Below are 12956 nucleotides of genomic sequence, written 5' to 3'. Positions count from 1 at the left end.
CAATCTGAACAGCTTGAAAAACTTTTTACTTTCTTAGCAAGATACCATCCAGCAGAAAGAGTCCTTACATTGCTGCCTGCACCCGGTGAATCAAAATTCCTGGAGGCTGCCGGACACAGATGACGTTATTAGTTAGTATTTAGCCTTTGGAGCATAGTTATGGACTCCAGCGACGCTATTCCTTGACAAGAGACTCATGAAGGCAGGTTTTTAGCGCAATAGCTGCTGTGGAGTCCGTTAACATTCCAAATGTGTAATAATGCTGTGTCTAAGGTCAGCTGTGTCCAATAGCAAAAAGTCCAAAAAGAAGAGCTATCCCAGCAGCCAATTCCCGGCTTATGAGACAGCTCTATTTCATCCTGCGTCCAACACCAGCTCTAAATCAACGTTGAGATAGATCCTCGATATTTTCCAGCAATTCGGTGCCGATCTGGGTTGCCGTTACTTTTACTTCGTTTCGATTTCCGCCCGCGCAGCCTCCAAAGCATGACCAAGATCAGCAATTAGATCCTCCGCATGTTCAATGCCAACCGAGAAGCGCAGCAATCGATCATCTACACCCACCGCATTCCGAATTTCCACAGGAATATCGGCATGCGTCTGTACTGCAGGATAGGTCATTAGCGATTCAACCCCGCCGAGGCTCTCCGCGAAGGCAATAAGCCGGATATGACGAAGCAGAGGTTCTACGTATCTGGCATCTTTTAATTTGAAAGAAAAAATTCCGGTATTGCCCGAGGACTGGCGATTCTGGATTTCATATCCCGGATGATCCGGCAGGCCTGGGTGGAACACTTCCGCAATCGCCGGATGCTCTTGTAGATAGCGGGCAATTGCTAGCGCATTACTCTCGTGCCGTTCCATACGCAGGGCCAGTGTCTTCATGCCTCTCATCAGCTGATAACTGTCTGTTGGCCCAAGCACAGCGCCAATAGAGTTATGTAGAATCGCTATTTCAGCGGATAATTCAGCCCCTTTAGATACAATAAGACCAGCAAGAACATCATTGTGTCCGCCCAAATATTTGGTAGCACTATGGACTACAATGTCTGCACCTAATTCCAGAGGACGCTGGAAAAATGGAGTCAGCAGTGTATTGTCTACAATTGTGAGCAGCCCATGATGACGGGCCCAAGTAGCTACGGCCGCAATATCCGTAACCATCATCAAAGGATTCGTTGGCGTTTCAATAAATATCGCCTTCGTATTTGGAAGACGTGAAGCCTCAAGCGCATCCAAATCATTCGTGTCTACATAGGAAGCAGTGATTCCAAACTTGGACATAATTCGTTCCAACAAACGATAGGTCCCGCCGTAAAGATCCAGCGAAACGATCAAGTGATCGCCTTGCCCAAACAGAGTAAATATGGTTTGAATAGCTGCCATCCCAGAACTACAGGCAAAACCTGCATCACCAGACTCCAATTCCGCAGCCGCATTCTCTAGTACGGAACGGGTTGGACTTTTGGTACGGCTATAATCGAAACCTGTGCTCTGCCCAAGCTTCGGGTGACGGAATGCCGTAGCATTATAGATAGGAAAATTAATGGCTCCGGTAGCCGGATCTTCTTGTGAACCTATTTGTGCCAGTCTGCTTTCAATCCTAAGTTTGTCGTCCATGATAAATGCCTCCTAAATTGTAATGTAGCGCTGATCTTAATAAACAATCGGGTCGATATCGTAAGGTGTCTCTTGATATACATAGTAATTGAGCCAATTAGAGAATAATAAGTTGGCATGTGCACGCCACACTGCAGGAGGTGTTCGTTCTGGATCATCTTTAGGGAAATAGTGTTTCGGCAAGGCCATCTCCATGCCCCTCTCCAAATCACGATCATATTCCCATTTCAAGGATAATGGATCGTATTCGGAATGTCCGGTCACAAATATTTGTTTGCCGTCGGTCGTAGCTACTAGATACATACCAGCTTCTTCGGATTCCGCCAGAATCTGCAGATCTGGATTGCTCTCAATATCTTCGCGGGAGACATCGGTATGACGGGAATGCGGTACATGGAATACCTCGTCAAAGCCGCGCAGCAATTTAATGTTATTTTGATTAATCGTATGGGAGAATACTCCAAAACATTTTTCAGGCAAAGCCACTTTACGAACACCAAAATGATGATACAACCCTGCCTGTGCCGCCCAACAGATATGCATGGTCGAGGTCACATTATCCTTGCTCCATTCAAAAATCTCTTTTAGCTCTTCCCAATAGGATACTTCCTCAAACTCCATTTGCTCTACGGGTGCTCCTGTAACAATAAGACCATCCAAACGGCGGTGGCTGATCTCGTCAAAAGTTTTGTAAAAGCTTCTCAAATGCTCAGCAGAAGTATTCTTAGAAGTATGTGAGCGTGGATGCAGCAAGGTAACGTCAACTTGTAGCGGTGAATTTCCTATTAAACGCAGCAATTGAGTCTCCGTCGTTTCTTTAGTCGGCATGAGATTCAGAATAGCAATCCTTAGTGGGCGGATATCCTGATGGAAAGCCAAACTATCATCCATCACAAAAATATTTTCACCGGATAGTATTTCTTTTGCTGGTAAACTGTCGGGAATTTTAATTGGCATTGTCTTTCCACTCCTTAACTGTATTTAGGTTATGTTGTCACATCGCGGCTTTCTGAACAATAAAAAGACCTTTCTCGGAAAACGAGAAAGGTCATATCTACAGTCATATGCGCCTCTCTCATCTGCCAGAAACTTTTGGACGAGGTTAGTCGTCAGCAAAGTTCCGCAAGAATTAGCACCGTGCGTTCACACGCCGGTTGCCGGGTTTCATAGGGCTAGTCCCTCCACCTGCTCTTGATAAGATTTAGCTGTATTCAATTAAATTTCTTTAAAATTTACTTTAAATCATGAACCTCCTTTTCGTCAAGTCCATACAATGCTGAAGTAGCCTCAAAGTAACAATAAATTTGCTTGAAAGAGGCATACTCCGTTGTTATACTAGACAAGTATTTCATACCTGAACGAAAAGAAGAGGTGAGAAGAAGAATGGAAGGCGACCCGAGCTCGCAATTAAGTGTACAGAATGAGCAACCACACAGGATAATCATCAGCTTGCCGGCGGCGGGAGCAGTTCTTCTTCATGCCCTCGAATCGTCATTCGGCCTCTTGTATTGATTGTAACGCCGGCCAAGCTGATTTTTTTCTCTGTGCTTAATTAGCAGTCCCTGGTGAAGACCCGGGGATAGAAGGAGTGGAATCAGATGAAAATCCGGCTGGTGAATGCAGGGGTTTTTACACCTATTGATGAAATTGATGAAACATTGACACCCCCAACAGAAGGGTTCTATTGGATTGATGCAGATGTGGAGGATTTGGAGCTGCTTCAGCCCCTGTTCAACCTGCATGATCTCGCTGTTGAGGATTGCCTTAGTGAAGAGGATCAACGTCCAAAGATCGAAATATACGAAAGTCATTACTTTATTGTTGTAAACAGCATCCGCTTTGATGATGAGGAAATCTTCCTGCGGGCGCTCAATATATTCTTGGGCAGACATTATATTATTACTGTAACGAAACAAAAGATTCACGAGCTACGCGTACTGAAGCCCATGTTATGGGAACAAGAGGTTAGCGAACCCGACCAATTCCTTTACCTGCTTATCGACCTTGTCGTAGATAATTATTTCTCCGTAGGTGACCGAATTGAAGCCCGGATTGAGAAGCTTGAAGAGGATATCCTAATGCATACCAAGAAATCTCATCTGAGTGAGATTATCGGTCTGCGAAGTGAGATCTTATGGTTAAAGAAGATGCTGGGACCTCAGAAAGAGGTTATCAATACCCTGAATAAAAAAGACCTCCGTCTGATTGATGATCAGCTGCAGAAATACTTTAGCGACATTTATGAAAATGCAGTTAAAATATCCGAAACCTTTGAGACGTACCGCGATCTCATGGGCAACTTACGTGAGGCCTACCAATCCAGTATCGCCAACCGCGCCAATGAAATTATGAGAGTATTTACCGCGATTACAACGATATTCATGCCTTTGACCGTAATTACCGGAATCTATGGGATGAACTTTGATCATATGCCGGAATTGCATACGAAATACGGTTATTTTGCCGTTATAGGTCTAATGTTGACGTTAGGCTGTGGGATGCTGTATGTATTCCGCAAGAAAGAATGGCTATGAAAATAAACGGACGAATAGGCAAGACGAAGGCCCTTTAACCCTATGGTGTAAGGAAGCCTTCGTCTTTTTGATATGATAAAAAAGCTACTAGAAACTGGTCGCCATGCCCACTTTAGGAGCTTGCTCCCGCCGGAAACGAATGCGGATCAGCCGCAGACGTTCATAATAGCTATCCAGCCCTTCTGCTGCTGAAAAATCCTCCCCATACACCTTATGCAGCACTGGCTTTAGAAAAAGATCTCCTACCTCTGCATAGGCATTCCATATCGCCTCCTGCTCATTATGCGGCACATTTTTCAGTTCTACCTCGATCAATTTCTCCACGCAATAACCTTCTCTTTCCAGCTCCTCTACCGTCTCAATCAGTTCGCGACGGTTCACTCCACTGTTCACCTTAAGCTGTTCTAACCCTAACCCATTCTCGATCCCTTGCAGCAGAATTCGCCGTAATCGCAGTCTTTCTAGCTGTTTCTTATATTTGACCTCTTTCTGTTTATAGAGCCAGGATACAAAAGAATCCTCCTCAATTTCTTGGTGTACCCAATTCAAAGGAAAGGAATGTTCCCTTGCAGCCGTAGAGGTTATAGCCAACCAATCCGTGCCATATTGGGCTGCCTTTCCTTCCCCTACACCAGGGATCTGCAGCAGCTCCTCTGGTGTATGCGGCAAGAAAGTGCTTATCAAACGTAACAAACGATTGCTGGCAAGAATGTAAGGGGCTTTCCGTTCACTAGAAGCTCGGCTGCGGCGCCAAGCACATAACTCCTCATAAATAGCTTCGTTCCCATTATATTCACTGTAATATTGCAGCCTTAGCTGCTCCTGATTACGCCCGGTAAGGCCGTCTTCTTCATGAAATACGCCATCAATCAACGGCCGATAGCCATCCCCCATCTTCACCGCCAGCTCATGCCTGTAAACACAAAGCATTTCATTCCATGAACCACCCGCGTACCACAAATGCTCCTGTGTTTCCTCACCGCCTGAAAAATCACGCCAGCCCAGGCTCCACACTCCTTCTTCCTCTCCAATCCATAGCTGAGCGAACACCTCTTGATCCACCCCAGATATTCTGGATAAGCGATTCATAAATACAATTTGCATATTCATCCCTGCCTTTCTAGTCTTCAGCAAGCACTATACCTACCGGTCTGAGCTACTTATTCGCTGATGTGAATCCCACACTGTCAGACTCGGAAAACGCAAAAAAGCACCACTCTCACGATAAACGTGAAAGAGGTGCTCCCTCATTAAATGCTATACTGTTAGATCCTACAATACCATATATTTCCTAACAGTCAATATCTTTTTATACTAGTTCCTTGCCAAAGCTAAAGTTGCCAGTCCAATCGCACCTGCAAGTCCTGCATTATCTCCAAGCTGCGGTGGCACAACATAATTATCGATGTCGGTATTGAGCGCTGGATGCTGAACATAACCCTTCAGCAGCTCCTGCAGCTTGGTACGAATTAGCGGGAACAAGTGGCTTTGCTTCATGACACCACCGCCCATTACGATTTTTTCGGGAGACAGAATCAACACGTAATTCATAAGTGCATGTGCAAGATAATGAGCTTCCATATCCCAAGCTGGATGGTCAACAGGCAGCTCGCCTGCTGGTTGTCCCCAGCGTTTGCCAATCCCCGGACCTGCGGCTAACCCTTCAAGGCAATCGCCATGATAAGGGCAGTAGCCCTCAAACGTGTCCTCTGGATGTCTGCGAACTAGAATATGTCCCATCTCTGGATGAGACAATCCATGCACCATCTGACCTCCAACTACTGCTCCCGCTCCAATGCCTGTCCCAACCGTAATATAAAGGCAGCTGTCCAGACCTTTAGCCGCTCCCCATTTACTTTCCGCAAGCGCTGCACCATTCACATCCGTATCAAAACCGATCGGCACGTTAAATTGCTCAGCCATTGTACCTACCAAATTATATTGTCCCCAGTGAGGTTTTGGTGTCGTTGTTATGTAACCATAAGTAGGGCTGTCCAGCACGGGATCAATCGGTCCAAACGATCCAATACCAAAAGCTTCTACATTCTTCCCATTAAAATAGTCGATTACGAGTCCCATCGTTTCTTCCGGTGTTGTTGTCGGAAAGCTAACTCGGTCCAGAATGGTACCGTCCTCATAACCAATTCCGCATACAAACTTCGTTCCGCCTGCTTCAATCGCTCCCAATAACTTCATAGCAACTATCTCCCTTCTCCATTAAGCAATAATCCGCCATCCAGTTTGAAAATAAAAATTAATATAAAATAAAACAATCAACAGCCCTTATTATACGTTGGATGAAGCGCTATCACAATAATAAAACTCCCTTCATGCTTTTTTGCATGAAGGGAGACTCTCCTTAACCCAGATCACCTAACTCAATCTGTACAATTCCCCGTTCGTCCTGCACCTCAGCGATCAAATGCATCAGGCTGCCAAATTCCAGTTCTTGAAATTTACGCGCGGCTGTTTCCCGTTGTAATTGCCATAAAGCTTCCGCCAGCTCACAGACCACAGGCACATCACAACGGATTTCAGCCAGCTCTCTTGATAGATGCAGCATATCAAGGTCGGCTTCAATTTTGGACCGTACACCTTTAGGGAGCAAGTGAAGATTCTCAATTACACCTTCAACTGTACCGTATTCCGTTAACAGCTTCAGCGCGGTTTTCTCACCAATCCCTTTTACACCAGGGTAATTATCACTTGTATCGCCCATAAAGCCCTTCAGGTCAATAACCTGTCTAGGGGTTAGACCTTTATCCTCAAGCAATTCTGCAAGGTCATAAACTTTATAGTTGGAGCGTCCTTTTTTCATAATGACGACCTTAACATTCTCATCAATAAGCTGCAGCATATCATGGTCACCCGTCAGAATGTAAACCTCAGAATTATCGCTGTAACAGGATGCTAGCGTACCAATGCAATCATCTGCTTCATAGCCGGCAAGACCGATGTTTGGCACACCTAGCTCAGCCACTACTTCTTTTACTAGATCAAATTGCGGAATTAATTCCAGCGGAGCTTCGATCCGGTTGGATTTGTATCCATCATATTTCTCGGTACGGAACGTTCCTTTACCCATATCCCAGCAGCATACGACATGAGAAGGCTCAAACGTACTTACTGCATCAAAAAAATACTGCAAAAATCCATATACCGCATTCGTCGGTAAACCTTCCTTTGTCTTGCGAATATATCCTCCATAAGAGGTCGCATAAAAGGCCCGGAACAGCAGAGCCATTCCATCTACAAGCATTACCCGGCCCGTTGTATCTGTTCTCACTTATAAACCTCTCCCTTGATCGTTGTATTGATATTAAACATTAGCCCAAGTATCGGCATATTGGTCTTCTTTGAATCCCACCGTAACTTTAACTCCATCGGTGACAATCGGGCGTTTGATCAGCATCCCGTGGCTTGAGAGCAGCTCTAACTTCTCCTGTTCCGTAAGCTGGGGAAGCTTGTCCTTCAGACCTAATGATTTATATACTTCACCGCTTGTATTAAAAAACTTTTTCAGCTCAAGGCCGCTGTTCGCGAGCAGCTCACGCAGCTCGTCCACCGTAGGTGGCTGCTCTGCGATGTGCTGAAGCTCCAGCTCATGACCTTGTCCCTGCAACCATTTTACTGCGCTGCGGCAGGTGCTGCATTTGGGATATTGAAATACTTTTAATTTGCTCATGCTGTGCTCCTTTAATAATCGGCTAATAATATCGTAACTACGGGGAATGTTTGAACTTCCGGCCGCTGTTGTCTACAGATTTCTTCAATTTTACCGTTAAACACGGTTGAAATCCGCAGACAAAGGCGGTCGCTATCGCTCCTACAGTTCCAATCCTCCCCTTCGCCACTCCATCGCCTGAATTATAATTTTATCACAAATCCGCTGTCGGACCTTGCTCCAATATTTTCTCCAAGGCTGCCATGTCAGGTGGCAACGGGGCTTCGAAAATCATTTCTTGCAAAAGCACAGGGTGCTTGAACGTCAGACGCACTGCGTGCAGTGCCTGACGCGGTATGGAAGCATCGAGTGCTGCAACGGTCTCCAATTGCTCGCTTTGAGTTGAAGTCAATTCTGGTAGATTGTACAGCTCATGACGGTACATGCTGTCCCCAATCAGCGGACAGCCGATTGAGGTCATATGGACCCGAATCTGATGCGTACGCCCACTCTCCAGCTTTAGTTCAACTCTAGAGCCAGCTGAATACACCTGCTTAACCTCATATCGGGTTAGGGAAGGATATCCATCCGGTGTCACGATACGCCGATGTGGCTCCTCAGGATCACGATCGATAGGGCCGTCGATATCGCCGGATAACTCCGCAGGAACCCCGTGAACAAATGCAGCGTAACGCTTATCCACAGTACCGGCGATCATCTGCTCGGAAATATGCTGATGGCTGTAAGGATTTTTGGCGATCACTAACACACCGGAGGTCTCCTGATCCAGACGGTGAACAGGCCGGAAACGGAAGCGTTCATTCTTCTGTGCCCAATAATAAACCACACCATTGGCAAGCGTGTCGGTGTAATGTCCATGTGTGGGATGAACTATAATTCCCGCTGCCTTGTTAACCACTAGCAGATGTTCATCTTCAAATAAAATCTCAAATGGAATCGGCTGCGGCAAAATATCATCCGAAGTCTCCGTTTCCATGCGAATCTGCACGGTATCTCCTGCCTTTACATGCACACTAATGTATACACGTTCACCGTTTAATGTAATGCCTTGCTCCGTCTGCTTCAGGCGAGAGAGCAGCTTGCGTGAGACATCCATCCGTTTGTGCAGGATGGTCTTCAGCAGGAAGTCATCCTCTTCAGGCGGTATGATATAAGTAATGGGTGAATAATAGCTTGTCATATTAGTCTCGGAACACCTTTTTACTGCGGATGTATTCTACATCAGTAATCCCTGACCGTGTATTAGCCGTTCTAGCCAAAGCAAAAAAATAATCCGACAATCGATTGAGATAAATCACCGCTTCTGGGTTAATGTCCGCAGTTCGCCCTAAGGTAACCGCCCGGCGTTCTGCACGACGGCAAACCGTGCGGCATACATGTAGAACCGAAGCCAGCTGACTACCTCCTGGCAGGATAAATTTCTCAAGTGGCGGATTCTCCTCTTGTAGAGTATCTATCCAGCCTTCCAGCCGCTGAGCCATCTCACTTGTCACCATATATTGACCACCATCAGCAAGTCTAACAAATGCTAAATCCGTGCCGCAATCAAACAGCTCATGCTGTATTTCGAGCAATTGCTCGCGGACATCGTCGAAATTATCACTTTCCATCAGGCTTCGTGCTTGCCCTACAAAACAATTCAGCTCATCGATCGTTCCGTAGGCCTCGACGCGGACATCATCCTTGCCGACCCGGCCGCCAATCACTGAGGTCTGACCTGCATCACCCGTACGTGTATAAATCGCCATGGTTTAAGCCTCCTATCCATTCTTAAAAAACATATACTGATAGTTTAAGCTTTCTGCTATAAGGAAGGCAATAAAGATAGCAAATTAAGAGTATAAACAAAAACACCATCATTAGTAAGAGTGCACAACAAAAAGAGGACCCTAGGGTCCTCTCAAGAGCATTCAGCAGCACTATTTTCCAGCTGGACGCCCCTTCATATACTCATTTATTTTGAGGTCCAATAAACTGCTAATTTCAATCACATTATCCGAAGTGAATGATTTTTCCTGCAGGAAAAGCTGCTCCATCTTGCTGCGGAGTATTCTAATTTCATCTTCCAGAGAGAGTATGCGAGCAGAAGCATCACCCTTGGGGGGTATTTTCCCATTTCCAGAGAAACATTTCCCACCATAGGAAGGTAAGTAATAATCGGCGCTAAGCACAATCATCCCTCCCAAAAGTATTATTGAGCGCGTGCTGCAAAAGAGCATAAAAGTTAAATAAAGCAACTTCAAAGCAACGCCTTAGTTCCAGAGTAAATGAATCCTTTTAAGTTCTATTATAGGGGCTAATTACTCTCAAAGTAAAATAATACCATAGGATTGTATGATCGGCTATAGTTCAATTTTCACTAATCCGTTCTCTCACGTGTAAGCTTTGTGACAAAAGCACCAATGCGTTCTACTGCTTCGTTCAGTTGGGATACTGATGTGGCGTAAGAACAGCGCAAGTAGCCTTCTCCACCTAATCCAAAGACACTTCCAGGCACAGCTGCAACCTTGTATTCAAGCAAAAGCCGCTGAGCAAATTGATCAGAAGTCAGCCCTGTCTTGCGCACGCTTGGAAAAGCGTAGAAGGCGCCCTGCGGCTCATGGCACTCTAGCCCTGCATCGCGTAGGCCCTTGACGATCAACCTCCGCCGTTGGTTATAGGAATCCACCATCCGGTCCTTCTCTTCCATCCCATTGGTCAGCGCTTCAAGTGCAGCCACCTGTCCCATAGAAGGAGCACACATCACAGTATACTGATGAATCTTAAGCATTGCAGCGATAAGATCCGGGTGACCACAAGCATACCCCATCCGCCATCCGGTCATTGCAAAAGCTTTGGAGAAGCCGCTAACCAGAATCGTACGGTCTATCATGCCTGGTAAAGAGGCAAAGCTGACGTGATTAATGCCATAAGACAATTCTGCATAAATCTCATCTGAAATCACTATAAGATCATGTTTCTTTACTACCTTAGCAATCGGCTCCCAATCTTCTCGGGTCATTACACTTCCCGTAGGGTTACTTGGGTAACACAAAATCAGAACCTTGGAGCGCGGAGTGATTTTGGCTTCCAAGCTTTCCGCAGTAAGTTTAAAGTTATTCTCACCAACCGTTTCAATACCTACAGGTATTCCTCCACCAATCGCGGTGATCGGCGAATAAGAGATATAACAAGGCTCCGGAATCAGAATTTCATCCCCCGGTGAAATCAGCGCACGTAGTGCCAAATCGATGGCCTCGCTTCCGCCAACGGTTGCTATAATTTGATTGGCAGGATCATATTCCACAGCAAAACGGCTGTGCAAGTAATTCGCGATCCCTTCCCGCAGTTCAGGCATCCCTGCATTGGATGTATACCCTGTAAACCCTCTTTCCAGCGAATAGACGCAAGCTTCTCTGACATGCCAGGGGGTCTTGAAGTCAGGCTCTCCGACTCCCAAAGAGATGATATCCTTACTGCCTGCAGCCAGATCAAAAAACTTGCGGATACCCGAAGGCTGAATTTGCTGTACCAACGGGGCCAAATAAGAATCCATTGATTTGCTGTCTTCTCCAGTTAGCTGCGATTTATTCGTGATCATATGATTACTTCCTTTATGGAGAGATCATCAGACGGTTGTCTTCCTCATGCTCTTCGAAGATGATCCCGTCCTGTTTGTATTTTTTAAGGGTAAAATTCGTTTTGGTTGAAAGTACTGAATCAATTGGAGACAGCTTCTCAGATACAAAATTGGCCACTTCACGTAAATTCCGGCCTTCCACTTCCACCAGAAGATCATAAGCACCAGACATCAGATAAACTGATTTGACCTGTGGATACAGGTAGATTCGCTCGGCAATCCCTTCAAAACCACGCCCTCGTTCAGGCGTAATCTGCACCTCAATCAGTGCGGTTACCTTCTCATCGTCCACTTTATCCCAGTTTACAACGGCGGCATATTTTACAATGACATGATCTTTCTCCAACTGCTCAATCGCAGTCTTCACATCTTCTTCTTCCGCGCCAAGCAGCGTTGCTAAGAGTGCAGTAGATCTTCTCGCGTCTTCCTTAAGCAGTTCCAGCACTTTCCTCTTAAGCTCGTTCATTTCCTTCATGCCTTCCCTCCGGATAGTTCGCCAATGACGGTACGCTATTAATGCGTCGCCCCGCGAAAAGAGTTTAATACTAATATGACATGAAATGTGCATCTCTGCAAACAAAATAACCCCATAGGAGCTTCCATGAAAGGCAGAGTTTACATAGAACATACACAAAAAAATAGAAAAAACGCCCGTTCTACCGGATTTAACCAGTAAAAACGGGCGTTATCTCCACACATGAAGTGATTTGCTTCATTCGCCAACCATCATGGTTACATTAAATGGGAAGGCTGATGTTGTCCGTTAGCCGGGATATGAGCATTCTGAGCGTATGCGCCAAATTGCCCGGTTTTTTGTTGAACAAATTGCCCGGTTTGCTGTTGCATTTGCTGTGCGGTTTGAAGCTGCTTGTCCACATCTTGGCGCAATGCTTTTGCAGGTGCAGGATACATATTCAGTTGAGACATATGCGTGTATAAATCACCTTGGAGTTGCAAAGTGTCCATGGTCATAGTGTTAAAAACCCTACGAACGGCTGGACATGCTGATTCTGTAGCAGCTGTAGCATATTCGCGTACGGTCCGCTTCAAATCACACAAAATGGTGTTTAGTAAATCCTCATCCGGCATAAATGCCCCAGTATTTTGCGCGTTCATTAAATAACCTCCTTAGAATTAATATTGCAATTATTGTGGGCTTGTTGGCGCGTATTGTTGATGTTGTTGGATTAACTGAGTGAGCTCAGTCATGTGTTTGGTGTGATTTTGCATATGCTGCATACAAATTTGACGAACTTGTTGATTCTGTGTTGTCGCAGCTGTTGCTGCACATTGCTTAAGAAGCAAGTCCTCATTAGAGATGGAGTCAGCGATATATTCCAATTCCTTACCACTTAGCGCTTGCATTTGCGTTGATTGCATTTGTTGTAGTCCCTCCTTGTAGTTGATTCATACAGGCTTTAGTATGCCGCCTATGCCCGCGATTTATTTGCCGGAAGGCACTAGAGAGTTATGACAGAAATAAGAACATACCGCGAAT

The 12956-nt window shown here is 45.6% G+C and carries 14 protein-coding genes and 1 riboswitch; of the genes, 1 reads left to right on the top strand and 13 read right to left on the bottom strand.

Going from position 1 to position 12956, the window contains the following annotated elements:
- Window positions 1-447 precede the first annotated feature (447 nt).
- Both NST40_RS08245 and metA read right to left on the bottom strand, forming a co-directional pair.
- A complete protein-coding gene (locus tag NST40_RS08245; protein WP_076103991.1) occupies window positions 448-1620 on the bottom strand; it encodes a PLP-dependent transferase in 1173 nt (390 codons plus the stop codon).
- A 36-nt stretch (window positions 1621-1656) separates the two neighbouring features.
- Entirely contained in the window at window positions 1657-2577 is a 921-nt protein-coding gene (metA, locus tag NST40_RS08240; protein WP_076126410.1) for a homoserine O-succinyltransferase, read from the bottom strand.
- Between the two features lie 115 nt (window positions 2578-2692).
- A riboswitch (SAM riboswitch) is annotated at window positions 2693-2821 on the bottom strand.
- Between the two features lie 397 nt (window positions 2822-3218).
- Here metA and corA point away from each other — a divergent pair.
- A complete protein-coding gene (corA, locus tag NST40_RS08235; RefSeq protein ID WP_036684479.1) occupies window positions 3219-4154 on the top strand; it encodes a magnesium/cobalt transporter CorA in 936 nt (311 codons plus the stop codon).
- Window positions 4155-4241: 87 nt separating this feature from the next.
- Here corA and NST40_RS08230 read toward each other — a convergent pair whose 3' ends face one another.
- The 11 genes from NST40_RS08230 to NST40_RS08180 form a co-directional block, all read right to left on the bottom strand.
- Window positions 4242-5258 (bottom strand): HRDC domain-containing protein, encoded by a 1017-nt coding sequence (locus tag NST40_RS08230; protein WP_076277661.1) that lies wholly within the window; start codon window positions 5256-5258, stop codon window positions 4242-4244.
- Between the two features lie 210 nt (window positions 5259-5468).
- Window positions 5469-6350 (bottom strand): ROK family protein, encoded by an 882-nt coding sequence (locus tag NST40_RS08225; RefSeq protein WP_051491338.1) that lies wholly within the window; start codon window positions 6348-6350, stop codon window positions 5469-5471.
- A 163-nt stretch (window positions 6351-6513) separates the two neighbouring features.
- The gene (locus NST40_RS08220) at window positions 6514-7413 is read right to left on the bottom strand and encodes a 5'-3' exonuclease H3TH domain-containing protein (RefSeq protein WP_076126491.1); all 900 of its coding nucleotides are present in this window, start codon (window positions 7411-7413) and stop codon (window positions 6514-6516) included.
- Between the two features lie 60 nt (window positions 7414-7473).
- Window positions 7474-7839 (bottom strand): arsenate reductase family protein, encoded by a 366-nt coding sequence (locus NST40_RS08215; RefSeq protein WP_076219946.1) that lies wholly within the window; start codon window positions 7837-7839, stop codon window positions 7474-7476.
- 193 nt (window positions 7840-8032) lie between these two features.
- Entirely contained in the window at window positions 8033-9019 is a 987-nt protein-coding gene (locus tag NST40_RS08210; RefSeq protein ID WP_076219945.1) for an RluA family pseudouridine synthase, read from the bottom strand.
- A 1-nt stretch (window position 9020) separates the two neighbouring features.
- On the bottom strand, window positions 9021-9587 hold the full coding sequence (locus NST40_RS08205; protein WP_076126402.1) for a cob(I)yrinic acid a,c-diamide adenosyltransferase: 567 nt from the start codon (window positions 9585-9587) through the stop codon (window positions 9021-9023).
- A 171-nt stretch (window positions 9588-9758) separates the two neighbouring features.
- A complete protein-coding gene (locus NST40_RS08200; RefSeq protein ID WP_232061510.1) occupies window positions 9759-9947 on the bottom strand; it encodes an aspartyl-phosphate phosphatase Spo0E family protein in 189 nt (62 codons plus the stop codon).
- Window positions 9948-10198: 251 nt separating this feature from the next.
- The gene (locus NST40_RS08195) at window positions 10199-11419 is read right to left on the bottom strand and encodes an aminotransferase class I/II-fold pyridoxal phosphate-dependent enzyme (protein ID WP_076277656.1); all 1221 of its coding nucleotides are present in this window, start codon (window positions 11417-11419) and stop codon (window positions 10199-10201) included.
- A 13-nt stretch (window positions 11420-11432) separates the two neighbouring features.
- Window positions 11433-11933 (bottom strand): Lrp/AsnC family transcriptional regulator, encoded by a 501-nt coding sequence (locus NST40_RS08190; RefSeq protein ID WP_036683529.1) that lies wholly within the window; start codon window positions 11931-11933, stop codon window positions 11433-11435.
- Between the two features lie 257 nt (window positions 11934-12190).
- The gene (locus NST40_RS08185; protein ID WP_076126401.1) at window positions 12191-12574 is read right to left on the bottom strand and encodes a spore coat protein; all 384 of its coding nucleotides are present in this window, start codon (window positions 12572-12574) and stop codon (window positions 12191-12193) included.
- Window positions 12575-12604: 30 nt separating this feature from the next.
- Window positions 12605-12838, bottom strand: coding sequence for a spore coat protein (locus NST40_RS08180; RefSeq protein WP_036683535.1), 234 nt, complete (start codon window positions 12836-12838; stop codon window positions 12605-12607).
- Between the last annotated feature and the right edge of the window lie 118 nt (window positions 12839-12956).

This window comes from Paenibacillus sp. FSL R10-2778 (genome assembly GCF_038593035.1).
Classification (GTDB): Bacteria; Bacillota; Bacilli; order Paenibacillales; family Paenibacillaceae; genus Paenibacillus_AQ; species Paenibacillus_AQ odorifer.
Note: the sequence above shows the minus strand (reverse complement) of the source record. Positions and strands in the feature narration are given on the sequence as shown.